The sequence below is a fragment of the Microbulbifer litoralis genome (assembly GCF_023634065.1).
Classification (GTDB): domain Bacteria; phylum Pseudomonadota; class Gammaproteobacteria; order Pseudomonadales; family Cellvibrionaceae; genus Microbulbifer; species Microbulbifer litoralis.
In genome coordinates, this window is record NZ_JALKCV010000003.1 from 76,335 (window position 1) to 101,022 (window position 24,688).

Here is a 24,688-nt window from a genome sequence, read left to right on the forward strand (position 1 = left end):
CTCAGTCAGCATAGTTTCTTGTGCTGGAGATCACACCGCACCGCAGAGAGACAATGCTTCGATCACCTGCTCGCGCGGGCTGTCGTCGACGATCTGCGCGTCACCCAGCGATGCGAGTAGAATCAGGCGCAGGCGACCATCCAGCACCTTCTTGTCGATGGACATGGCCTCCAGGAAAGCCCCGGTCGTCATCCCCTCCGGCGCGGATACCGGCAGCCCGGCGGCCTCCAGCAGAGTGCGAATTCTCGCAACCAGTGCGCCGTCGATATCGCCGCGCAGCCGGGACAGCTCGGCGGCCATCACCATGCCGGCCGCCACCGCCTCACCGTGCAGCCAGTTGCCGTAGCCCTGCACCGCCTCGATCGCGTGGCCGAAGGTATGGCCGAAGTTGAGAATCGCCCGGCGGCCGGACTCCCGCTCGTCTTCCGCCACCACCGCGGCCTTGTCCCGACAACAGCGCTCGACGGCATAGGCCAATGCCCCGGGTTCCCGCTCCAGCAGGCGGGGCAGGTTTGCCTCCAGCCAGTCGAAAAAGGGCGCATCGCAGATCAGCCCGTACTTGATCACCTCGGCCAGACCCGCGGCCAGTTCGCGTTGCGGCAGACTGGCGAGAGTATCCATATCGGCGATCACCAACCGCGGTTGGTGAAAGGCGCCGATCATATTCTTGCCCAGCGGGTGGTTGACGCCTGTCTTGCCTCCCACCGACGAATCCACCTGGGCCAGCAGCGTGGTGGGCACCTGGATAAAATCGACCCCGCGCTGGTAGCAGGCCGCGGCAAACCCGGTCATATCGCCGATGACCCCACCGCCGAGGGCGATCAGGGTGGTGCTGCGGTTGTGGCGTTTTTCCAGCAACAGGTCGAAGACCCGGTTGACCGTATCGAGAGTCTTGAAGGCCTCGCCATCCGGCAGTGTCAGTGTATCGACCTTGTCCAGGCCGGACAGCCCCTCCAGCAGCCGGGAAAGGTACAGGGGCGCCACTGTCTCGTTGGTCACGACACAGACCTGGTTACCGCCAATAAAGGGCAGCAGGTTCTGCGGATTTCCGAGCAGATTTGAGCCGATCTCGATGGGATAGCTTCGCTCTCCCAGTTCCACATTGAGGCTGTGCACTTCGCCCTCCGTTTGGCACGAACAGGTAGACAGGAGCCGCGGCAACCGCGGCCGGGAGGGCACTTTAGCACGAAGCGGGGGCTTTACGGCGCGCCGAGGCGCTCCACCACCATCAGCGCAGCCTGTTTGGGCGTGCAGTGGTCGGTGTCGCAGACAATATCGGCCACTTCCCGGTAAAGGGCGTCGCGCTCCTCGAGCAATTCGACGATGCGGGCGCGGGGATCGGCCACCTGCAGCAGCGGCCGGTTGGCGTTCTTGGATGTTCGCTCGAGCAGCTGGTCGACACTCGCCTGCAGATAGACCACCAGGCCCTGCTTGCGCAGCAACTGGCGATTGCCGGGCAACAGCACTATGCCGCCGCCGGTGGCCACCACCTGAACGGGGCCGGCACAGAGATCCGCCAATACTTCGCTTTCGCGCTTGCGGAAACCCGCCTCGCCCTCGACATCGAAGATCCAGGGAATGTCGGCACCGGTTCGATCTTCCAGTACCTTGTCGGAATCGGCAAACGGCAGCTGGAGTTCAGCCGCCAGCAACTTGCCGATGGTGGACTTGCCGGCCCCCATGGGACCGACAAGAAAGATGGAGTGCTCGATCACTTTCCGCCTGAGAAGAACAGCTCGTCTTCCATAATACGTGGCGTGATGAAAACCAGCATTTCGCGTTTATCGTCCTGGCGTACGGTGTTCTTGAACAGATGGCCCAGGAAGGGAATATCGCCCAACAGCGGTACTTTGGTTTCACCATCCACCACAGTATTTTCAAAAATACCACCCAGTACAATGGTCTCGCCATTATTGACCAGCACTTTGGTATTGACTGAGTTGATATTGATCGCCGGAATCCCCGTGGTGCCGACCAACTCACCCACAGTATCCTGGCTGATATTGAGCGTCATGATGATGTTGTTGTCAGGCGTGATCTGCGGGGTCACATTCAACTCCAGCACCGCCTGGCGGAAGGTCACCGATGCAGCACCGGAAGAGGTGGCCTCCAGGTAGGGCAGTTCTACCCCCGACCTGATATTTGCTTCCTGCTTGTCGCCTGTCACCACTTTCGGCTGGGAGACAATTTCGGCACTACCCACATCTTCCAGGGCGGAAAGCTCAAGGCCTATAAAATAGTTATCCTTGATAATTGAATAGGCATAACTGCCGGCCGCATCCGCAACACCCAGATCCACCAACAGGGTGTCGTCGAGGCTCGGCGTCCAGGCCCCGGTTTCCTCGTCGACGTTGTCCTCCAACAGGATGGACCCATCGAGAGACCCAACGCCTTCGGAGATACCGCCATTGACTGAGTGGTGGGCACCGTAGTTCCAACGTACCCCCAGTTCATTCAGGAAGTTCGTGTTGGCATTCACGATACGGGCTTCAATCATTACCTGACGAACGGGGATATCTATCGCGCTGATCAGGTCCCGGAATTGCGCAATTTTTTCCTCGGTATCAGTCAGGATGATGGTATTGGTGCGCTCATCGACAATCGCACTGCCGCGCGCGGACAGCATACTGCGCTGCTGTGCGTCCTGTTGACCGCCGGCAAAGTTGCCTTGTCCGGCACCCCCACCCCGCTGGTCATCACCGGAAAACAGGCTGAACAACTCACCTGCATCGGCGTAACGCACCTGGATATATTCGGTGCGCAGCGGCGCCAGCTCCTGCAGCTGTTTGCGCGTCTCCAGCTCCTGGCGCTCGCGCTCGGCGATCTCGGCCGCTGGCGCCACCATGATCACATTGCCTTCCTGGCGCTTGTCGAGCCCCTTGGCCTTCAGGATCAATTCCAGTGCCTGGTCCCAGGGCACGCCGTCGAGGCGCAGGGTGATCCGCCCCTCCACGGTGTCGCTGGCCACCAGGTTCAGGTCGGTAAAGTCGGCGATCAGCTGCAGTACCGAGCGCACCTCGATATCCTGGAAATTCAGCGACAACTTCTCACCGGTGAAACGGAATTCCTTCTCTTTTTCCTTCACCTCGGCCACTGTCAGCGGCTTGACGCTGAGCACATACTCATTGTCGGCCTGGTAAGCCAGGTAGTCGTAGTCGGAATCGTTGGGATCCACGGCAATGATGGTATTGCGCCCATCGTGGTCCACGGTGATGGAATTGACCGGGGTGGCGAAATCGGTGACATCCAGGCGCTGGCGCAGCTCGGCCGGAAGGTCGGCGCCGAGGAACGTCAGCAGAATCCTGCCCTTGGTGCGCTCCACATCGATATTCACCGCCGGGTCACTCAGGCTGATGATTACCTTGCCCTCACCCGCTTCGCCGCGGCGGAAATCCACATTGCGGATGGCGATATTGCTGGCCGCCTGGAAGCGTTTCTCGCCGCCAACCTGGATGCCGTCATTGTGAGCCTGCTTGGTGGGCGCCGCGGCAACCGTGGCCGTGGCGGCGGAATCGGCCCCAATCTCGAGCAGCACCTGGTTGCCCTGCCGCTCGCTGGTGTAGACCGGCAGCTCATCCAGGTTGACGATCAGGCGAGTGCGGTCTTCGCTGGACACCACCACCGCACTGCGCGCAGCGCCGATACCCAGGGTGTATTTCTTTTCCGCCAGGGCGCTTTCCACCCCGGCGAAGTCCATCACGATACGCGCTGGCTTCTCGATGGTGTAGCCGGTCGGTTCCGGCGGCACATCGCTGAACGTCAGCCGCAGTTGCACGCGGCTGCCGGGCAGTTCAGAGAACTGGATGTCGTTGAGCTGGTTGACCTGCGCCATCAGAACCGCGGGCATCATTGCCAGGCCCAGCAACAGAACCCTTGCCGGAGCCAGTACTTTGGCGAGTTGCCTGTTGATCATTACTAGTTGTCCTTCTCTTCCAAAGTCAGCGCCCGCGGCCGTTCAATCCAGCCGCCGGTGCCATCCGGTACGATTTCCAGTACGTCCAGCTGCGATGGTGAGGCATTCACGACGCGGCCGTGGTTTTTACCCAGGTAGTTGCCGACCGTGATACGGTGGATACCGCCCTCACCGTCATTGATCAGCGCCCACAGCTGACCGCCGCGGGACAGCGTGCCCACCATCGACAGGGCGTCGAACGGATAGCCCTCGAGCAACTCTTGCTGGCGACTCATATCCGGAGCCACATCCAACTTGCGTCCCACCAGACGCTGGTCCGACTCGAGCACCGGACGGGTAAACGGGCTGCGCTGCGCCGCGGCGCTGTAGACATAGGGACTGTAGGGCGTAAAGGTCGGAATCGGCTCTATCTGCCCTTTGGGCTTGTGTTTTACCGCCGCCATTTTCTGGTTCAGGTCGCTGTGATCGCCGTCGAGGCTGCAACCGGCCAGCGCCAGCAGGGCTGCGGTCAGGACTGCATATCTGCTCATCCCTCTTCCCCCTGCTCTTTGTAGCGGTAGGTTTTGGCGTTGATCACCATATTCAGCAGCGCGCCGCTCTCTTTGTTGGTCTCGATATTGAAATCGTGCAGGGTGACGATCCGCGGCATACCGGCGATGCCACTGACAAATGCACCGAACTCGTGATAACCGCCCTGCACCTCAATGCGGATCGGCAGTTCTACATAGAACTCGCCCACCTGCTCGTCTTCCAGTGCCACTTTCTGGATCGTCAGGCCACTGCCGCGACCGTACTCGTCGATATCCTCCAGCAGGCCGGGCACTTCTGTATCCTTCGGCAACTGCTGCAGCAGCGAGCCGAAGGTTTCCTCCATTTCGACCAGCTGTTCGCGGTAAGCATCCAGGTTCGCCGCCTCAAAGGACTTTTTCTCGAACTGGTTAAACAGCTCCCGCTCCTTGTTGGCGGCAAATTCGAGCTGCTGGTAGCGGTCGCTGATCATGAAATAGTATGCGCCGCCGACCAATACCGCCGCGATTATGATCAGCAGGGCCACGCGGCCCGCCAGCGGCCAGACGCCGACGCGCGAGAAATCGATATCATTGATATCGAGCTGATTCAGCTGTTTGAGCGTATCCTCCAGAGCCATGTCGGGTTCCTTTGCTTAACCGGCGTCAGCCTGTTCTTCGTCTTCTTTCTTGCGCCCGCTGACAGCCACCGTCATCTGGAAAGCGCTGGCCTGCTCGCCAAATTCCGGTTTGGCGGTAACACCGGTGAGGTTCGGGGACTGGTACCAGTCGGATTGGTCCAGGTTGCGCATGAATGAGGAGACGCGGTTATTGGATTCGGCAACGCCCGAGATCTGCACGGTATCGCCACTGCGCTTGAGGCCGGTGAGCCAGAGTCCCTCGGGTGCCGAGCGCACCATCTCGTCGAAATAGCGCACCGATAGCGGCCGGTTGCCCTGCAATTCCTGGATCACGCGCATGCGGTCGATCAGTTCCTGGCGACGCTTTTTCAGGTCCTTGATCTCGCGCACCTGTTTGTTGAGCGCATTGATCTCGGTCTGCAGTATCTGGTTGCGTTCTTTCTGGTTGTCGATCTGGCCGTCGACCGTCTTCATCCACAGGAAAGCTGACGCGCAGGCCGCGATCACCACCAGGGTCGCCACCTGCTGGAACTCTTTCTGTTTCTGCGCGCGGTATTCCTGGCGCCAGGGCAATAGGTTGATTTTTGCCATGCTCAGAACTCCCGCTCGCGCATCGCCAGGCCGGCGGCAATCATCAGTGACGGCGCCTCATTGGCCAGCGCCTGCCGGTTGACCCGCGAGGCGACGTTCATATCGTGGAAGGGATTGGCCACCACCGTGGGCTTGTTCAGTTTCTGGCTGACCAGGTCCGCCAGGCCGTCCATCGCGGCCACCCCACCGCCCAGCAGTATGTAGTCCACATCGCTGTAGGAGGTGGATGAATAGAAGAACTGCAGCGAGCGGGTCACCTGCTGGATCACCGCGTCGCGGAAGGGCTCCAGCACCTCCGGGTAGTAGTCGTCGGGCAGGCCGCTGCCGCCCTGTCGCTTGGCCAGGCCCGCCTCTTCGGAGGACAGCCCGTAGCGGCGCTGGATTTCGTCGGTCAACTGGCGGCCGCCGAACAGCTGTTCGCGGGTGTAGACGGTGCGCCCATCCACCAGCACCGACAGCGCACTCATGGTCGCACCGATGTCGATCACCGCCACGACCAGCTGCTCCTGGGGTGGGAACTGGCGCTCCAACAGGGTGTAGGCGCGCTCGATGGCATAGGCTTCGACATCCACCACACCGGCGGTCAGGTCGGCGTCAGACAGCGCGGACACACGCTGCTCGATATTCTCACTGCGGCAGGCCGCCAGCAGCACCTCGACCTGCCCCTCGCCCTTGTCGGACGGGCCCTGGACCTCGAAATCCAGGTTTACCTCGTCCAGCGGATAGGGAATGTACTGGTCGGCCTCCAGCGCTATCTGCGCCTCCAGCGCGTCGTCGTTCAGGTCCGACGGCATCTCCAGCGTCTTGGTGATCACTGCGGAGCCGGACACCGCCACCGCCGCCTGGCGCAGGCGGGTCTTGGAGCGGCGCACGACCTTGCGGATGGCCTCCGCGGTCGCGCCGACATCGTTGATATTCTTGTCCACAACCGCATTGGGAGGCAGGGGTTCGGCCGCGTAGCATTCCACCCGGTATTTGTCACCGTTGCGACTCAGCTCCAGCAACTTGACCGCGGTGGAGCTAATATCGAGCCCCAGCATGGCCTTAGGGCCTTTGTTGAGAAAAGGGAGCATCCCCATTTTTCTTATCTTTCCGTGGGTTATGAAGATCTGATGTTATAGCACTTTAAATTACAGCTGCAACCGGCTTTTGCATAGGTAACAGCGCACAATCCTCGTATAATCATTTATTGGACCCGATTTGGACGTAAACCAGAAGCAACTCATGACCGATAAAGCCCGCAACCGCCTGCTCGCCCTGTTCTGGCTCGCCCTGGCCGGTGCCGCCGCCGCCGCGATGGCCTTCTCCAGCATCTATCTCTACCTGAAGCCGGGCCTGCCGTCCGTGGAAAGCCTGCGCGATATCCGCCTGCAGACACCGCTGCGGGTCTATTCACAGGATATGAAGCTGATAGGCGAGTTCGGCGAGAAGCGGCGCAACCCCATCACCATGGACGAGACGCCGGAGATGTTCGTCAGGGCTGTACTCGCCGCCGAGGATGCCGGATTTTACTCCCATAACGGCGTTTCCATTAAAGGCCTGATGAGAGCTGCATCACAATTATTGCAAACGGGTTCGATTCAATCCGGCGGCAGCACCCTGACCATGCAGGTGGCCCGCAACTTCTTCCTGAGCCGCGAACAGCGCTTCCTGCGCAAATTCAATGAAATCCTGCTGTCGCTGCAAATCGAACGGGAACTCTCCAAGGACGATATTCTCGAGCTTTATATCAATAAAATTTTCCTCGGCAATCGCGCCTACGGCTTCCAGGCGGCCGCACACGTCTACTACGGGCGCGATATCAAGGAGTTGAACCTGTCCCAATGGGCGATGATGGCCGGTCTGCCCAAGGCCCCGTCCACCTACAACCCGATTGCCAACCCGACCCGCGCACTGGTGCGCCGCAACTGGATCCTGAAGCGGATGCTGGAGCTCGGCTATATCGACCAAGACGACTACAAGAACTCCATCACAGCGCCGGTCACCGCCCGCTACCACGGCCGCGACCTGGACATGAGCGCCCCCTATATCGCCGAGATGGCCCGCAAGGAGGCGGTGGAGCTGTTCGGCGATGCCGCCTACACCGACGGCTACCAGGTCATTACCACCGTCGATAGCAAGCTGCAGCAGGCCGCGCGTGAGGCCCTGCAGCACGGGCTGGAGACCTACGACGACCGCCACGGTTACCGCGGCCCGGAGCAGCGACTGGAACCCGAACTGCTCGAAGACAGCGACCAACTGGTCGACCTGCTCAACGAGATCCCGGTGCTCGGCGGCCTGGAACCGGCTGTGGTGACGGCGGTCGAGCCTCAGCAGCTGCAGGTGCAGTTGCGCGATCGGCGCGTGGTCGAGGTGCTCTGGGAGAATGGTTTGGACAAACTGCGGCCCTACATCTCCGAGAACGCGCGCGGCGCGCGCCTGAAGTCCGCCGAGGAGATGTTTGCCCCCGGCGACGTGATCCGCCTGCGACGCGTCGAGGTCAAGGCCGGGGACCGCGCGGACGACGACAGCGAAACTGACGGCGATAATGACTTGGCCGATACCGAAGACCGGGATCCGGCCGACGATCCTTTCGCCGATCCCGGCCAGCACAGTGTACCGGAGCCCGAACCCCAGTTGCGGGAGGAATGGCACCTGGCCCAGGTCCCGGACGCCCAGGGTGCGCTGGTATCGCTGAATCCGGAGGATGGCGCCATCCGCGCGCTGGTGGGCGGCTACGACTTCCGCCAGAGCCATTTCAACCGCGTTACCCAGGCGGCGCGACAGCCGGGCTCGAACTTCAAGCCGTTCATCTACGCGTCCGCAATCGAGAAGGGCTATACCGCCGCCAGCATCATCAACGATGCACCGATCATCTTCGAGGACACCAACCTGCAGGATGTCTGGCGCCCGGAAAACTCCAGCGGCCGCTTCCTGGGCCCGACCCGCTTGCGCCGGGGTCTTTACAAGTCCCGCAACCTGGTGTCGATCCGCCTGCTACAGGCCATTGGCATCGACTACGCGCTGGACTATGTAGAGAACTTCGGCTTCGATCGCAGCAAGCTGGCCCGCAACCTGACCATTGCCCTGGGCAGCTCGGCGCTGACACCGCTGGAAGTGGCGCGCGGCTACGCGGCTTTCGCCAACGGTGGTTTCCGCGTCGAGCCCTACCTGGTGGACCGGGTACTGGATGTCAACGGCAAGAGCATCTACCGGGCACTGCCGCTGACCGTCTGCCGGGAATGTCCCGAACCGGGCAGTGAAAGCGAGGGCGAACTGCAGCGGGAACCGATGAACCTGGCGGATGCTCAGATCGAAGCGGACCTGATGGCCCCCGCCGAGGAGCCCATCGAGCTGCGCACCCTGCAGGTCAACCCGCTGAGCGAAGAACAGGCCCCACCGCGGGCACCGCGCGCCATGTCCGCCGAAACCACTTACATCATGGACTCGATTCTGAAGGACGTGATCAAGAAGGGGACCGGCAGGAAAGCGCTGGCAATGAAGCGCGGCGATATCGCCGGCAAGACCGGCACCACCAATGGCCCGCGGGACGCCTGGTTCTCCGGCTACAGTCCACACCTGGTCACCAGCGCCTGGGTCGGCTTCGACTCCAACGGCCAGCTCGGCAAACGGGAATACGGCGGCTCGGCGGCGCTGCCGATCTGGATCGATTTCATGAGCATCGCGCTAGAGGGGCTGCCGGAAAGACATCTGCCGCAGCCGGACGGTATCGTGACCGTGCGCATTAATCCGCGCACCGGCCTGCGCACTTCCCGCGGCGGCATGTTCGAGATATTCCGCGAGGGCCATCTGCCGGGTCGCGAGAACTACAGCTCCTACCGCCCGGACAGCTCCAGCAGTGAAGGAGAAACCGAAGACTCGGGCGAATCGCTGCCGGAAGAGCTTTTTTAGTACTGCGCCAAGAAGAACCGATAAAAAAACGGGGCCCCTGGCCCCGTTTTTTATTGCAGATCAGTTGCCGGGGCCTGTGTCTAACGCCCATCCCGGTATTCGAGGCAGGCCCTCTCCAGGGCGGCCAGGTCCGGAATAACGGCCTCCTCGCCGGACAGCGCCACGTGCATCAACTCTCCCAGACCGCAGGGCTGCTCGCGGCCCGCCAGCTCTTCCTCTGTCACGCGCACAAGCCGCGGGGTTCCGTGCAGCACCAGCGCAAAAAACGGCAGGTCACCACCGGGATTGCCGCTGCTCAGCACCGCGATGCGGCTGCTGTCGTCGGTGGCGGACAGGGGCTGGCCGCGCATCACCTCGAATGACAACAACGGCAGCCGCTGCTCGCGCCAGTTGAGTTCCCCCAGGTACCAGTCCGGCGCTTCGTAGGCGGCTACCGGTGTCTGTATTGCGATCACTTCCGAAAGCGTGTCCACCGGGACCAGCAAATGGCCGTCGGCCAGCGGCAGGAGCAGGCTGCTTACCTCCTCGGGAACCTCTACCGAAAGTGCTTCAACTCCACTCATCGCCTTTCTCTATTTCCGTTAATCAGTATCGCACCAGGCACAAAATCAGACACTGACCATGGCGCCGCCGGTGTACTCGCGTATCGCCTCCAGCAATACCTCCTCCTGGTAGGGCTTGCCCAGGTAGTGGTTCACACCGAGGGACAGCGCGTGGTCGCGGTGCTTTTTGCCGGTGCGCGAGGTGATCATCACGATCGGTATATCCCGCAGCCGGCTGCTGGAACGGATATGCCGCGCCACCTCGAAGCCGTCCATGCGCGGCATTTCGATATCCAGCAAAATCAGGTCGGGAAGGTTGTCCTGCAGCTGGATCACGGCGTCCTGGCCGTCCTTGGCGGTACTGACCAGGTAGCCCTCCCGCTCCAGGAAGCGCGTGGTGACCTTGCGCACAGTCACCGAGTCGTCCACGACCATGACCACCTGCTGCCGCTCTTCGGGCTGGGGCTCCGGTTCGCGGGCCATTTCCAGCTGCGGCATGTCCGGGCGCGCCAACTGGGCCGCCTGACGGCGCAACAGCGCGTGGGCATCGAGAATCACCACCACGGTACCGTCACCGGTAACCGTCGCGCCCGAAACACCCTGTACACCGGCAAACTGGGAGCCGAGGCTCTTCACCACGATCTCCCGACTGCCCATGATCGCGTCCACCTGCAGCGCCATGGCATGCCCCTCGGAGCGCACCAGCAACACCGGCAGCTGCATATCCTCCACGTTCAGCTTGGGCTGCGCCTCGGACTGCAACAGGGTGCCGAAGTAACTCACCTGGTAGGGTTCTCCGGCATACTCGAAACGCGCGTCACCGGAGCGGTAGTAGTGCTCCAGTTCGAACGGGCTCAGGCGCACGATGCCCTCGATGGTATTCAGCGGCAGCGCGAACAGGTCGTCGCCCACCCTGACCATCAGCGCCCGGTTGACCGACACGGTAAACGGCAGGCGCACTATGAATTCAGTGCCCTGTCCCGTCTGCGAGTTGATATGGACGGCGCCGCCGATCTGCTTGATCTCGGCGGATACCACGTCCATCCCCACGCCGCGGCCGGAAATCTGGGTCACCTGGTCGGCGGTACTGAAGCCGGCCTGCAGGATGAACTGCAGAATCTCGTTGTTGGACAACTCTGCATCCGGCCGCATCAGGCCGCTGTCGATGGCCTTCTCGCGCACTTTCATCAGGTTGATGCCGGCACCGTCATCGCTGATGTTGATGACGACCTCGCTGCCCTCGCGCTCCAGCGCCACATTGATGCGGCCGCGCTCCGGCTTGCCGGATGCCGCGCGCTCCTGCGGCATCTCGATGCCGTGGTCGACGGCGTTGCGCAGCATATGCTCCAGCGGCGCCACCATGCGCTCGAGCATGGACCTGTCCAGTTCGCCCTCGACATTGGAAAAGACCAGGTCCACCTGCTTGCCCAGCTCGGCACTGACCTGCCGCACAATACGCCGCAGCCGCGGCACCAGCCGCGAGAAAGGCACCATGCGGCTGCGCATCAGGCCTTCCTGCAATTCGGTGTTCACGCGCGATTGCTGCAGCAGCAGTGTCTCGGTGTCGCGGGCCTTGTTGCCCAGGGTGCTGCGCAGTTCCATCAGGTCCGAGGTGGATTCCAGCAGCGAGCGCGACAGTTGCTGAATGGACGAGTAGCGGTCCATTTCCAGCGGGTCGAAATCCACATCCTGCTCCGCCAGCTGCTCCTGCCGGAACAGGATCTGCGCTTCCGTTTCCAGGTCGAGCCGGCGCAGCTGTTCGTTCAGGCGCGACAGGGTCGAATCCATCTCGTCCAGCGCCAGGCCGAATTCGCTGACCTGCTCTTCCAGGCGGCCGCGCGAGATGGAGGTCTCACCGGCGAGGTTTACCAGTTCCTCCAGCAGTTCCGCGGCCACCCGCACCATTTCCTGCGGCTGGCCCCGCGAGGGTGTGCCGGTTTCCCGCTCGCGCACCTGGTCTTTCCTGCGCACAAACGGCAGCACATTGCCGCCCGCTTCCCGCCTGTTGTCGGCACCGGCTTCCGCCGGGACCTGCGGCGCCGCTTCCGCCGCTGGCAGGTACTCGTGGTCCGGGGCCAGCTCTGTCGGTGGCTCTTCCGGCGCACCGCCCTCCGCGCTTGCGGGGGGAGCTCCATCGGCCGGCTCGGCGCCCGTCGATACCTTGTCGTCGGCCCAACTGGTGCTCAGCAGTGAAGCGAAGTCCTGCAGACGATCGCCGGCCATCCAGGCGCGGACGGTCTCCACGCCGGCGGCGACACGGTCGTAGATGGAGTGGGCGTCGGCGAAGAATGCCGCGGACGGCTCCGCGTCTCGCTGCATGCCCTCGATCACCGTCTCGAAGCGGTGTGCCACCTCGCCCAGGCCCATCAGGCCGGCCATGCGCGCGCCGCCCTTGAAAGTGTGCAGGACCCGTTTCAGGGCCTCGGCCTGGCTGCGGTCGGCCGGGTTCTGCTCCCACTCCTGGATCAGCTCCTCGAGCTCGTCGATCAGGTCGCCGGCCTCCTCCATAAACACATCGACGACATCCGGATCGATATCGGCCAGCAGCGCCTGCAGGTCGTCGCCGCCCTGGGCGGCGGGCGCGACGGGTTTCGGTGCAGTCGGCTCTGTGGGGATCGGCGGTACGGGCTCCAGTTCCAGGTCGTCCAGGAACAGGTCCCCGAATACCGGATCTGCAGCCGGCGCCGACTCGCCAACCTGTGGCGCCTCGCCGTCGACCTCTGCGGCCGGCACCTCGACTTCTGCCGTCTGTTCGGAGGCGACCAGATCGTCGAAACCCAGGTCGCTGTAGTCCTCGCTGGATGCGGCGGTGTCACTTTCGGTAGCCGCGCCCGGCAGGTCGGCGCTGTCGATACCCAGTTCCGACCAGTCGTAATCCTCATCGTTGCTGGGGCCGCCCTCGTCCTGGGCCAGGTAACGCAGCGCCTCACCCACCGCCTCACTGACTTCGGGCAGGTCCTGGGTGGCAGCTACGGCATCCACCAGGTCGAGCAGCTCGTTGTGTCCCTGTTCCAGGGCCGCCCACAGCGCCGGCTCCTCCTCCAGGGCACCACCGATGACCTTGCGGTAGACCTCCAGCAACAGCTGCGACAGCTCCGCCAGGGTCGGCAACTGCGCGCGGCTGGCCGCGTCCAGCAGCACCTCCAGCTCATCCGCAACCGGCTGCAGCAGCGAGCGATCGCCGGGGGTCGCGCGCCAGCGATTCAACATCTGGTCGGCATCCAGCAGCACCCTCATGCCGTCGGACATGATCACTGCCAGCAGTTGCGGATCCACCGCTTTGGGTTCGTTCGCCTCGCGCTCGCGGATCAGGTGGCCGACGGCACGCTCCTGCAGTTCGGCGACCCGCGCCAGGAACTGTTCGGATTTATCGATGGTCGGGCCTTCGCCGGCGCGGATCTGCGCCAACACGCCGCGCACATAGTCGGCGCCATCGCTGATCAGTTCATAGATGTCCTCGTCGATAGGGACCTGGTAGGTACGCAGCTCCTTGACGAAACGCTCCAGCGGCGCGATCAGCTGTGCTACCTGCGTCACTTCCGCCATATGGGCGGAGCCTTTCAGGGTGTGCAGTGCGCGGTGCAGCGGATCCGAGGGCACACCAAAGAGCGGTGCGGCAGCGCGCATATCGCGCAGGAACTCGGCCACCGTGACCAGGTGGGTATCCGCCTCCTGGGCGAATATTTCCCACAGCTGGTCGATATCCTCGGCGCTGTCGAAGGGCTCTTCGATCGCCGGCTCAGCCGGTTCCGCCGGACGGCTCGGCTCGAGCATCTCCGCCGGCACTTCGCCGCGCGAAAGCCGCTGGGCCCAGTCTTCCAACTGCGCGGTGCGCTCCGGTTCCGGGTCGCCGCTGCCGCGGCGGAAGCCGTCGATCATCGACGGCAATTTCTGCCGGACCATCTCCACCAGCTCGGCGTGTACCCGCCCGGGCTTGACGCTGTCGTCGATCACTCGGTTGAGCATGTTCTCCACGGCCCAGGCCAGCTCGCCGACTTCCAGCGCCTCGACCATGCGGCCGGAGCCTTTCAGGGTATGGAAGCCGCGGCGGAACTCCACCAGCGCCTCCTGGTTGCCGAAATCGGCGGCCCATTGGGGGAAATACTCGCCGATGGTCTCCATCACCTCGGCCGCCTCTTCGAGGAAGATCTCGACAATCTCATCGTCGATCAGGCTCTCTTCATCGTCGTCGCCCGGCGCCGGCCCGGCCGCCGCGGAAACCTGTGGCTGCTCGGGTGCGGACGCGGCGCTCTCGACCGCGCTTTCCGCCTCGAGCCCGGCGCTGCCGGCAAACCAGCTGTCCTCTTCCGCGACGCCCTCTTCAGCGACACCCTCAACCCGGGCCTCTTCGACACTCTCAGCGTCTTCCCCGGCACCCGCTGCCGACTCATCGGCCTGCGGTTCAAATTCAAAACTGTCCAGGGTCAGCGCTTCCGCGCCGCCCACATGCGATTCCACGGCATCGGCCCCATCCACCGGCGGGACGGGCTCCTCTACCGGAGCGGCTTGTTCGTCCCCGACGCCAGCGACGGCGAATCCGAGGGTCGCGACGCTGTCCTCGGCCAGCGCCAGCAGCATATCCGCGTCCTCGATACCGTCGGCACGCCGTTCGAGGTAGTACTCGACACTGGTGATGGCGTCGGCGAGGGTATCCAGCAGCTTCCACTCCGGCTTCTCGGCCGCATCGATCAACTGCTCATTGATGTAGCGCTTGCAGGCGCCGACAATGTCGCCCGCGCGTCGATAACCGACCATCTCCAGGCCCCCGCAGACTTCCTGCAGGCGCTCCGGCACCAGGCTCAGGTAGGAGACATCCCAGTGGCTGGCGATATATTCCACCACGGATTCCTTTACCGTCTCCAACCCGACACGCGCCTCGCGCAGTACCGTCTCGGTGGCATCCCCCATCAGTGGCTGGTCACTGTCGGCCCTTTTGTTGCGGGCCATGGCGGATGCGAGCGCGGAATCCAGCTGCACCAGTTCACCGGCCGCCTGCAGCAATAACTCGTCGGGCGCTTCGCTGCGCGATGCGTCGCGCAGACTCTCGTAGATACCCCGGGCGCGGCTGCGCTGCTTTTCCAGCCCCAGTACACCGAGCGTGTCGGCGAGGCGCTTGGCGATGGCGGCGATATCGCTCAGCGGAGTGGCTTCGCCACCGGCCAGACTGGGCTCCAGTGCCTCGCGCACTGTATTCAGCTCTTCCCGCAGGGCGCCGACCGCGGTGCTCATCGCCTCCGGCCCCATGGCCAGGGCATCCTCGGTATCCGGGCGCGGCGTGCCCGGCACGGCGCGGTCCAGTCCGTAGTCGCGGTAGAGGGCGCCGCAACGCTCACCGTCCGGCCCTGCGAGGTAGACATAGAACAGCAGGTTGCGCACCAGGTCGCGATCCAGCCGCGCATCTAGCACCGGCGCCCCGCGGCCGGCCAACAGGCGGAATTCCACATCGATACGCCGCAGCAATTGCCGCAGCGCCGGCATCACGGTAATGCGGTGTTCGGCGATGGCCTCGAACACTCCCAGCAGGATCTGCCACAGGGGCCGGCGCACACTACCACTGTAGAGCAGCGCCATCTTCTCGGTGACCTTGACCAGATAGGCGAGGCTGTCGCCACTGTTGACGTCGCGAATCAGGGAGGCGGCGGCCACGTGGTACATCTTGCGCAGCTTGCCCAGCAATTCGTCGAGCCTGGCCTTGTCATTCAGCAGCGGCTGGCGGTTGCCGGTGGCGATCTCCAGCGGCGACAGATCGGGGGAGAAGAGTGCGCCCTCGGTAATCAGGCGCTCGCGGCGCACCGCGCGCAGGTCGTTCAGCAGGGGCAGGAGCAGCACCGCGTTGTCGCGGCGCTGGTAGGCGACCTTTTCCAGGTAGAGTGGCAGTTCCAGCAACGCGCGCATCAGGAATTCGCGCGTCTCGTCGCTGTTCTCAACTTCGCCGGCGGCCAGTGCCTGCACCAGTTGCTCCATCTCTTCGGCAAGCATGGCGGCGCCGGTCAGCTCGGCCATATGCAGGCTGCCGTGCACCTGGTGAATCAGCTCGAGGCAGTTTTTCAGCAGGCCCGTATCGGGCTCGGCCTCGGAGGCAAAGGTCTCCAGTTGCTGCCGCGCCTGCGCCAGTGTCTCGTTGATCTCACCTGTCAGCCAGTCCAGGGCCAGGAAGTTCGGATTGTCGTGACTCACGCCAAGTCCTCAGTAATTCAGTCTGTGCGCCGGCGCAGTGCCTCGAACGCGGAAGCTGTCGGGGCCATTGTCCGACTGGAATCCGTGCCACCGCCGGCAGTGCCTCTCCCGGGAGCGGCCGGCGGGCAGTTGGCGAATCAGGCCAGGGCCCGGTCTTCGCGGTTCTCGAGCGTACCCGCCTCGTCGCTGTCGAGCAGAGAGAATTCCTCCTCGCCCATATCCGGCAATTCCACATCGTACAGCTCGCCGCTGTCTTCTGTAGTTTCCTCTTCCGGCAGCTTGAAGCCGGCGACCGAGTCGCGCAGTGCGGACGCGGTCTGCGCCAGGTTACCAATAGACTGGGCAGTGGCCTGGGTACCGGCGGAGGTCTGCGAGGTGATCTCCTGAATCACGTTCATCGTGTTGGAGATGTGGCCGGCGGAAGAGGCTTGCTGGCGCGCGGCGTTGGAGATGTTCTGAATCAACGCGGCCAGGTTGGTGGATACGCCTTCAATCTCTTCCAGCGCAACACCGGCGTCCTGGGCCAGGCGGGCACCGCGCACCACCTCGGTGGTGGTCTGCTCCATCGACACCACCGCTTCGTTGGTGTCGGACTGAATCGCTTTTACCAGGCCTTCAATCTGCTTGGTGGCGGCGGCGGAACGTTCCGCGAGGCGCTGTACCTCGTCCGCAACCACCGCGAAGCCGCGCCCGGCGTCGCCGGCCATGCTCGCCTGGATGGCGGCGTTCAGGGCCAGGATGTTGGTCTGGTCGGCAATGTCATTAATCAGGCTCACGATATCGCCAATTTCCTGCGAGGACTCACCCAGGCGCTTGATCCGCTTGGAGGTGTCCTGGATCTGCTCGCGAATGGTGTCCATGCCCTTGATGGTGTTCTGTACCACCTTGGCACCGTTGCTGGCGATCTGTACCGAGCGCTCGGCTACCTGGGCGGATTCGGCGGCGTTGGCGGATACCTGGTCGATCGTCACGGCCATTTCGTTGACGGCCGCGGAGGCGCCGGCAATTTCCTGCGCCTGGTGTTCGGAGGCCTCGGCCAGGTGCAGGGCGGTCTGCTGGGTTTCCTGGGACAGGCCGGATACCTCCTGCGCCGCGCCGTTGATTCGGCTTACGAGTACCCGCAGCTGGTCGATGGTGTAGTTGATGGAGTCCGCAATGGCACCGGTGAAGGCCTCGGTTACCGTGGCGCTGGTGGTCAAGTCACCGTCGGCGAGGTCGGCCAGCTCGTCCAGCAGCTGCATAATGGCCTGCTGGTTGCGCTCGTTGGTGTCGGATTCCTCCCGCAGGCTGCGGCGGGTACCGGAGAAGGCCGTGATCATCATGCCGAAGATCAGCAGTACGAATACCGCTGCGATGATCATGATGGTCTGGTTATTCGGCTGGCGCTCGCCGGACAGGCCCGCAATGCGATCGTTCAGCGTGTTGAGGGATTCCAGCAATTGCGGCGAGGAGGCCAGGATACCGTCGGCGGCCTGGCGGGTTGCGAACAGTGCCGGCGTGGCCTCGAAGATCTCGCGCACCGAGGAGCTCACGAATTCGAACAGCTCGGTAATTTCCTCCAGGGACTGCCGGGCCTCTTCGTCGGTAACGCGGGAAATCCCCATCACCACGTCGCCGCCCTTCATGCCCTCGACCACCTTACCGAACAGGCTGGCGTCGGTATTGAACTGGTCGGCGGCGTCCTCGGCGTTGTCCCCACCCTGCAGCATCTTGTCGATGTTCCGGCCGATACGCTCGGCGCGCCACACCTGCAGCTGGGCCTGTTCCACCTGGTTCGCAGGGGCGTTGTTGGCCAGCAGAATCTCCACGATGTTGTTGTGCTCGGCCTGCAGTTCCGGCAGCGAGTCGTTCAGGGTGCTCGCCACATCGTTCAGGAAAATGATCGAATCCTTGTTGCCGAGAATGGTCTCGGCCTGCTCGCGCACCTGGCGCCATACCTGGGCGTAGGCGGCCAATTCGCTGTCGAGGGCGCGGCGGGTGCCGGCATCGGCGCCCTGGAGCTGGTTCCAGGTTTCGGTCATGTCGCCGATCACCGTCTCCAGCTCAGCGAACGCCTCCTCGTTACCGGCGGTGGCCGCCGGTGCGTGGGACACCACCTGATAGGCCAGTGCGCGCAGCTCGGCAACTTGCTGAAGGTATTCCTGATCGCGGTCGCCCTGGGTCTGGACCAGGTAGATACTGACAATCAGCCCCGCCAGTGTGGCGAGTACCAGCAGACCCATAAACAACGCCGCGGGGTTACTGCGCAGCGCGGAAAAGGAACTCTGGGAGCCTGTTTTCATAGTTTACTCCTGGCGGACCTGTGCTTCAGGCCAATTCTTTTATGTCACCACTTCAATGAACGCTTGGACCGACGCAGCCCTCAGTGCCACCGTGCTTTCATTGATTCGAAAGCCACCCGGCACAAACCTGCGCGGAACTTTTCCCCGAAACGGGAAATCAGAGTGCCGCGGGCACCATCTATCAGTGCGCCGCGGCATCCATAAACTGAAAATCGTTGATCAGCGCCAGCATGTCGAAGACCAGCCAGCGATCCTGTTGCAACTCAAACTGCCCGTTGACCATCGGCGCAAACGGTTCCAGCAGGTCGCCCGGCGCGTGCCCGGCGTATTCCAGCGCCAGATGCTGCATGCCGAACAGTTCGTCGACAATCAGGCCGGCGTAGACCTTTTCATGCTCGACCACCAGCACCCGCCGCTGCTGGCGCTGGCTTCGCAGGCTGCCGCCGAAAAAAGCCGCCAGATCGAAGATCGGCAACAGGCGGCCGCGCACATTGGCCACACCCCTCACCCAGGGCTGGGCACCGGGGATAAAGGTGTACTGCGGCACCTCGAGCAACTCCACCACCTCATCCATCGCCGCGACAAAGCGATAGCCGAGCAGGGAGAAGCCGATACCGGTCCAGTAGGGCTTGACCTCCTGGCGACCGGGCAGGCCGGCGGCCTGTGACTTGGCACGCCTGGCGATATCGACCAGTGCGAGATACGGGGTCTGCTTTGACTGCACTGAACTATGGCTGGCCTAGGCCAACACCTCCTCGATGGTACCCAGCAGTTTGCCCTCTTCCACCGGCTTGGTCAGATAGGCGCGCGCACCCTGGCGCATCCCCCAGACACGGTCGGTGTCCTGATCCTTGGTGGTCACGATAATGATCGGGATGCCGCTGGTATTGCCATCCTTGCTCAGTTGACGGGTGGCCTGGAAGCCGTTCAGGCCCGGCATCACGATATCCATCAGGATCACGTCCGGGCGCTGCTCGCGCGCCACGTCGACACCATTCTCACCACTGGCCGCAGCGAGTACCGCGTGGCCGTTCTTCTCCAGCATGGTGGTCAGCTTGTGTGTTTCGGTTGGCGAATCGTCAACAATTAATATTCTTGCCATTTTTCCCCCGCGACATTTCTCGTCCACAACGCACCGCCCGGGGCGGGCCTCTGCGGATAGGCTCTTGTCGTTCTGGCAGGCCTCGTCCGACTGGCGATGCCCACCTCGCTTGATTGCTTGATTTCCGTACCGCCCGGGCCCGGCAGGGCGCGGACAGACTTTGATTTTTCATCACACTGGCACCGACAACCGGCCCCAGAGTGAACCATTCTACGCCAGCAACATCGACAAAGTCACAGCGCTCTCTCCCCGCCGGTAGCAAAACCGCGACCGGCGCAACGCTCAGGCCGCGTGGTGCGGCTTCGCGTGTGCGGAGATAGCGCCCAGCAACTCGCTCTTGCTAAACGGCTTGGTCAGATACTGATCGCACCCGACCACACGCCCCTTGGCCTTGTCGAACAGGCCGTCCTTGCTCGACAGCATGACCACCGGCGTTGAACGGAATTCGCTGTTGTTCTTGATCAGTGCACAGGTCTGATAGCCGTCGAGGCGTGGCATCATGATATCCACGAAAATGATATCCGGACGCGAATCGGCAATCTTGGCCAGTGCATCGAAACCGTCTGTGGCAGTGACGACAGTGCAACCGACTTTCTGCAGCAATGTCTCCGCAGTGCGGCGGATAGTCTTGCTATCGTCGATCACCATCACCGTCAGGCTTTCCCAGTTGAGCTCCATAGTGTTGTTGAATCCCCTGTTTACTTATTTTCGGGCACCGCCTTGTGAAGTGTCAGAAGTGCCCTTTCTGCAACCACTTTCAGGGTCTGGGCGCCTCGGATGACGTCGAGGTCGCACATAAGTACGAACTTTTATCACAGAACCCCAAGTGAATCTACCGAAGCCAGAGAGAGGATTGCACCACCGTACAAATAGTCATCAAAGTTCGGTGAAGCAGACAAGACCTTCGGAAATTGCTCACAATTTCGCCACGCAATTTCACTGTCAAACAGTTGCGCAGCCGCAGGGCAACTCTTACCTTACCGATCTGGATTACGCGACTTCTTACCACCCAGCACGGAACCCGCCATGAGTTATTCCCTCGGCGTGGTGATGGACCCCATCGCCCAAGTACATTTTAAAAAGGACACCACCCTCGCGCTGTTACAGGCCGCACAACGGAGCGGTTTCGAGCTGATTTATTTCGAACAGGGCGACCTCTACCTGGCCGACGGGCGCGCCATGGGGCGCGGCCGGCCGCTGCAGGTGTTCGATAACCCGGAACACTGGTTCGAGCTCGGCGATGTCAGGGAGATGCCGCTGGGCAACATCGACACCCTGTTGATGCGTGTCGATCCGCCCTTTGACAACGAGTACCTCTACTCCACCTACATACTCGAAACCGCCGCACGCGAAGGTGCCCTGGTGGTCAACAATCCCCAGTCCCTACGCGATTGCAATGAAAAACTGTTCGCCACCCAGTTTCCGCAGTGTTGTCCGCCGCTGATAGTCAGCCGCGACATGCAGCGGCTGCGCGCCTTTCACGGTGAGCACAGGGATGTCATCTTCAAGCCGCTGGATGGCATGGGCGGTACCGGCGTATTCCATTGCAAGCCCGACGGCGCCAACCTCGGCGCCATTCTGGAAATGCTCACCGATCGCGGCCAGAGACAGATCATGGGCCAGCGCTATATCCCCGAGATCAAGGCTGGCGACAAGCGTATCCTGGTCGTCGACGGCGAGGCCGTGCCCCACTGCCTGGCACGGATACCGGAGGCGGGCGAGACCCGCGGCAACCTGGCCGCCGGCGGCCGCGGCGAGGCGCGCCCGCTGAATGACCGCGACCGCTGGATCGTCGAGCAGGTGGCACCGTCACTGAAAGAGAAGGGCCTGCTGTTTGTCGGCTTGGATGTAATCGGCGACTACCTGACCGAAATCAATGTCACCAGCCCCACCTGCGTGCGCGAGATCGACGCCGCCTGCGGCACCGATATCGGTGGCCAGCTGATGAGCGCGATCACAGACCGGCTGCGGGAAAAAGGATAAACTGGGCGACCGCACTCAAGGATGGAACTGTCGGGACGCAGGGACGCTCCCGAAAAGAAGTAACCAATAACGAACAATGAAGCCGACCGCCAGCACCTCACCGCAACAGGCCGCACAACACGACCGTTTCGTGTTCGCGCTGTTTGTCGCCTGCGCGTTTCACGCCATGATTATTTTCGGCGTCGCCTTCGCCGCCCCCGAGGGGCGACAGGCGCCGCCGACCCTCGAGGTTACCCTGGCCCAGCACCACACCGCCCGGGCACCGGAAGACGCCGACTACCTGGCGCAGCACAACCAGCAGGCCAGCGGCAGCGCGGAGCGCCCAAGGGAACTGTCCACCGACCGCCGCGCCGAGATCGCCGACACAGCGATTCGCAAGGTCAACCCGCTGCCGCAACAGCGCGCGGCGCGCCCCGCGGACCAGCGCCGCCAGCTGGTCACCACCATCGGCGAAAGCCCGCAGCAGGCACCGGAGCTGCCGGCCGAGGACAAGCACTCTGACGAAAAGCGCGGCGACGCCCCCACCGACCTGCCGCCCTCCAACCCGGAGATCGCCAGCCTGCAGGCGCGCCTGGACAAGATCCGCCAGACCATCGCCCAGCGCCCACGGGTGCGGCGCCTGACCTCGGTGGCCACCAAGGCCTCCGCCGACGCCGCCTACCTGCACGACTGGCGCCAGAAAGTCGAAGCCGTGGGCAACGACAATTTTCCCGAAGAGGCCCTGCAGCAACAGATCACTGGCAGCCTGCGCATGATGGTGCGCCTGCTGCCCACCGGTGCAGTGGAAAAAGTGGTGATCCTCGACTCCTCCGGCGAGCCGGTGCTGGACGACGCCGCCCAGCAGATAGTGCGCCTGGCCGCGCCCTTTGCGCCCTTCCCGGCGGAGATCCGCAAAGAGGCCGACCGCCTGGAAATCATCCGCACCTGGCGCTTCGAAATGACCGGTTTCTCCACCGCCGCCGGCAAACTTCCCGGCCGCGGCTGATATCGCGGCGGCAAACAGCGGCTCGTCCACACTAAACTACCGATATGCAACACTCTACGATCGACAGCGACCTGACCCACTCCAGCCTGCGCGGCCAGTTCCTGCTGGCCATGCCCGGCATGGCGGACGAGCGCTTCCGGCAGACCATTGCCTTCGTCTGCGAACACAGCCCGCAAGGCGCCATGGCCATCGTCGTCAACACCCCCAGCAAGGTGCACTGGAAGGAGGTGTTCGACCAGCTGTCACTGGAGGACCTGAGCCTGCGCGGCGACGAGACCGTCCTGCTGGGCGGCCCCGTCTCGCCGGAGCAGGGATTCGTACTGCACGGCGCCGGCGCCCGCTTCGATTCCACCCTCGAAGTGAATGACGACATCAGCCTCACCGCGTCGCGCGATATCCTCGAATCCCTGGCCGCCGGTCGCGGCCCCGACGACGTGCTGGTGGCGCTGGGCTATGCCGGCTGGGATGCCGGCCAGCTGGAACGGGAACTGGTGGACAACGCCTGGCTGACCCTGCCGGCAGAGCCGGAAATCCTCTTCGCCACTCCCTGGAACCGCCGCTGGCAGACCGCCGCCGCGCGCCACGGTATCGATATGGGCGGGCTGGGCTCGCAGGCGGGGCACGCCTGACAGTGAGCGATCGCAAACCCGTCACCGCCATCGCCTTCGATTTCGGCACCGGCTCCATCGGCGTGGCCTTCGGCCAGAGCCTGACCGGCAGTGCGCGCGAACTCCGGCCGCTGCCGGCCAGGGACGGCAAACCCGACTGGACCCGGCTGCAGAAGCTGCTCGATGAGTGGCAGCCGCATATCCTGCTGGTGGGGCTACCGCTGAACATGGACGGCAGCGAAAGTGCGTTCGGCGCCCGCGCGCGCAAATTCGGCCAGCGACTGCACGGCCGCACCGGCCTGCCGGTGGACTATGTCGACGAGCGCCTCAGCACCCGCGCCGCCAAGGAGGAGGCCCGCGAGCGCGGCCACCGCGGCAACTACGCCGACGACCCGGTGGACTCCATCGCCGCGCGCATCATTCTCGAGGACTGGCTGCGGGCGCGCGATCCGCAACCGTAGCGGGTCGGTCACCCGCGCAACGCCGGGACGCCCGCCACTCTGTTAGAATGGCGCTCCCATTTCCCAACCAGTCAATCGAACCCTATGCCCATCACCCGCATCCGCATTGCCACCCGCGAGAGCGCCCTGGCCCTGTGGCAGGCCAACGACGTCAAGGACCGCCTGCAGCAACTGCACCCGGAGCTGACCATAGAACTGCTGCCGCTGACCAGCCGCGGCGACCAGCTGCTGGATATCCCCCTGGCCAAGGTGGGCGGCAAGGGGCTGTTCGTGAAAGAGCTGGAGCGGGCAATGCTCGACGGCCATGCGGATATCGCCGTTCATTCCATGAAAGACGTGCCAATGGAATTTCCCGACGGCCTGCACCTGCCGGTGATCTGCGAGCGGGAGGACCCGCGCGACGCCTTTGTGAGCAATCACTACGCCGACCTGGACGCATTGCCCGCTGGCGCCGTAGTGGGCACCTCCAGCCTGCGTCGCCAGTGCCAGGTGCTGGCGCGGCGCCCGGACCTGGAAGTGAAATTCCTGCGCGGCAACGTCAACACCCGCCTGACCAAACTCGACCGCGGCGATTTCGACGCCATCGTACTCGCCGCCGCCGGCCTGTTGCGCCTGGAGATGCCCGAGCGCATCCGCGATTTCCTCGCCCCGGAGATACTGCTGCCCGCCGGCGGCCAGGGCGCCGTGGGCATCGAGTGCCGGCGGGATGCCGCACTGGAAGCGCTGCTGGAACCGCTGCACTGCGACGACACCACCGCCCGCCTGCGGGCCGAACGCGCCGTGGTGCGCCGCCTCAACGGCAGCTGCCAGGTGCCCATCGGTTGCTACTCGGAACTGGAAAACGGCGACCTGTGGCTGCGCGGGCTGGTCGGCAAGCCGGACGGCACCACCATGGTCCGCGCCGAACGCCGCGGCCCGGCTGCCGATGGCGAAGCCATGGGAATCGACCTGGCCGAAGAACTGCTGGCCTCCGGCGCCGACAGGATCCTCGCCGCCATCTGACCGG

General features: G+C 63.4%; 19 protein-coding genes. 6 read left to right on the forward strand and 13 right to left on the reverse strand.

Going from position 1 to position 24,688, the window contains the following annotated elements:
• Positions 1–30 precede the first annotated feature (30 nt).
• The 7 genes from aroB to MWN76_RS06040 form a co-directional block, all read right to left on the reverse strand.
• A complete protein-coding gene (gene aroB / locus MWN76_RS06010; RefSeq protein ID WP_250460191.1) occupies positions 31–1,116 on the reverse strand; it encodes a 3-dehydroquinate synthase in 1,086 nt (361 codons plus the stop codon).
• Between the two features lie 83 nt (positions 1,117–1,199).
• On the reverse strand, positions 1,200–1,715 hold the full coding sequence (locus MWN76_RS06015; RefSeq protein WP_425606599.1) for a shikimate kinase: 516 nt from the start codon (positions 1,713–1,715) through the stop codon (positions 1,200–1,202).
• On the reverse strand, positions 1,712–3,913 hold the full coding sequence (locus MWN76_RS06020; RefSeq protein WP_284500192.1) for a type IV pilus secretin PilQ: 2,202 nt from the start codon (positions 3,911–3,913) through the stop codon (positions 1,712–1,714). Before MWN76_RS06020 ends, MWN76_RS06015 begins: the two co-directional genes overlap by 4 nt.
• Positions 3,914–3,915: 2 nt before the next feature.
• Entirely contained in the window at positions 3,916–4,443 is a 528-nt protein-coding gene (locus MWN76_RS06025) for a pilus assembly protein PilP (protein WP_250460193.1), read from the reverse strand.
• Entirely contained in the window at positions 4,440–5,060 is a 621-nt protein-coding gene (locus tag MWN76_RS06030) for a type IV pilus inner membrane component PilO (protein ID WP_250460195.1), read from the reverse strand. The genes MWN76_RS06025 and MWN76_RS06030 overlap by 4 nt, the downstream gene beginning before the upstream one ends.
• A gap of 15 nt (positions 5,061–5,075) precedes the next feature.
• Positions 5,076–5,651 (reverse strand): PilN domain-containing protein, encoded by a 576-nt coding sequence (locus MWN76_RS06035; protein ID WP_250460197.1) that lies wholly within the window; start codon positions 5,649–5,651, stop codon positions 5,076–5,078.
• Positions 5,652–5,653: 2 nt separating this feature from the next.
• Positions 5,654–6,730 carry a pilus assembly protein PilM gene (locus tag MWN76_RS06040; RefSeq protein WP_250460198.1) on the reverse strand — a complete coding sequence of 359 codons (1,077 nt, stop codon included), beginning with the start codon at positions 6,728–6,730 and terminating at the stop codon, positions 5,654–5,656.
• A 145-nt stretch (positions 6,731–6,875) separates the two neighbouring features.
• On the opposite strand from MWN76_RS06040, the gene MWN76_RS06045 reads away from it, so the two are divergent.
• Complete coding sequence (locus tag MWN76_RS06045) at positions 6,876–9,542, forward strand: penicillin-binding protein 1A (RefSeq protein ID WP_250460200.1); 2,667 nt, start codon at positions 6,876–6,878, stop codon at positions 9,540–9,542.
• 80 nt (positions 9,543–9,622) lie between these two features.
• Here MWN76_RS06045 and MWN76_RS06050 read toward each other — a convergent pair whose 3' ends face one another.
• The 6 genes from MWN76_RS06050 to pilG form a co-directional block, all read right to left on the reverse strand.
• Positions 9,623–10,105, reverse strand: coding sequence for a chemotaxis protein CheW (locus tag MWN76_RS06050; protein WP_250460201.1), 483 nt, complete (start codon positions 10,103–10,105; stop codon positions 9,623–9,625).
• A gap of 45 nt (positions 10,106–10,150) precedes the next feature.
• Entirely contained in the window at positions 10,151–16,261 is a 6,111-nt protein-coding gene (locus MWN76_RS06055) for an Hpt domain-containing protein (RefSeq protein WP_250460203.1), read from the reverse strand.
• A gap of 137 nt (positions 16,262–16,398) precedes the next feature.
• Positions 16,399–18,543 (reverse strand): methyl-accepting chemotaxis protein, encoded by a 2,145-nt coding sequence (locus MWN76_RS06060; RefSeq protein WP_250460205.1) that lies wholly within the window; start codon positions 18,541–18,543, stop codon positions 16,399–16,401.
• A gap of 181 nt (positions 18,544–18,724) precedes the next feature.
• Complete coding sequence (locus tag MWN76_RS06065) at positions 18,725–19,267, reverse strand: chemotaxis protein CheW (RefSeq protein WP_250460206.1); 543 nt, start codon at positions 19,265–19,267, stop codon at positions 18,725–18,727.
• A gap of 15 nt (positions 19,268–19,282) precedes the next feature.
• Positions 19,283–19,645: a twitching motility response regulator PilH gene (gene pilH, locus MWN76_RS06070; RefSeq protein WP_250460207.1), complete on the reverse strand. Its 363-nt coding sequence runs from the start codon at positions 19,643–19,645 to the stop codon at positions 19,283–19,285.
• Between the two features lie 282 nt (positions 19,646–19,927).
• The gene (pilG, locus tag MWN76_RS06075; protein WP_250460209.1) at positions 19,928–20,323 is read right to left on the reverse strand and encodes a twitching motility response regulator PilG; all 396 of its coding nucleotides are present in this window, start codon (positions 20,321–20,323) and stop codon (positions 19,928–19,930) included.
• Between the two features lie 348 nt (positions 20,324–20,671).
• Between pilG and gshB the strand changes: the two genes are divergently transcribed.
• The 5 genes from gshB (at position 20,672) to hemC (ending at position 24,684) form a co-directional block, all read left to right on the forward strand.
• Positions 20,672–21,628, forward strand: a complete 957-nt coding sequence (gene gshB, locus MWN76_RS06080) for a glutathione synthase (protein WP_250460211.1) — start codon at positions 20,672–20,674, stop codon at positions 21,626–21,628.
• Positions 21,629–21,704: 76 nt separating this feature from the next.
• Complete coding sequence (locus tag MWN76_RS06085) at positions 21,705–22,613, forward strand: energy transducer TonB (RefSeq protein ID WP_250460213.1); 909 nt, start codon at positions 21,705–21,707, stop codon at positions 22,611–22,613.
• Positions 22,614–22,657: 44 nt separating this feature from the next.
• The gene (locus MWN76_RS06090; RefSeq protein ID WP_250460215.1) at positions 22,658–23,242 is read left to right on the forward strand and encodes a YqgE/AlgH family protein; all 585 of its coding nucleotides are present in this window, start codon (positions 22,658–22,660) and stop codon (positions 23,240–23,242) included.
• Between the two features lie 2 nt (positions 23,243–23,244).
• Positions 23,245–23,682 carry a Holliday junction resolvase RuvX gene (gene ruvX, locus MWN76_RS06095; protein WP_250460217.1) on the forward strand — a complete coding sequence of 146 codons (438 nt, stop codon included), beginning with the start codon at positions 23,245–23,247 and terminating at the stop codon, positions 23,680–23,682.
• Between the two features lie 84 nt (positions 23,683–23,766).
• The gene (gene hemC / locus MWN76_RS06100; RefSeq protein WP_250460220.1) at positions 23,767–24,684 is read left to right on the forward strand and encodes a hydroxymethylbilane synthase; all 918 of its coding nucleotides are present in this window, start codon (positions 23,767–23,769) and stop codon (positions 24,682–24,684) included.
• Positions 24,685–24,688: the final 4 nt, after the last annotated feature.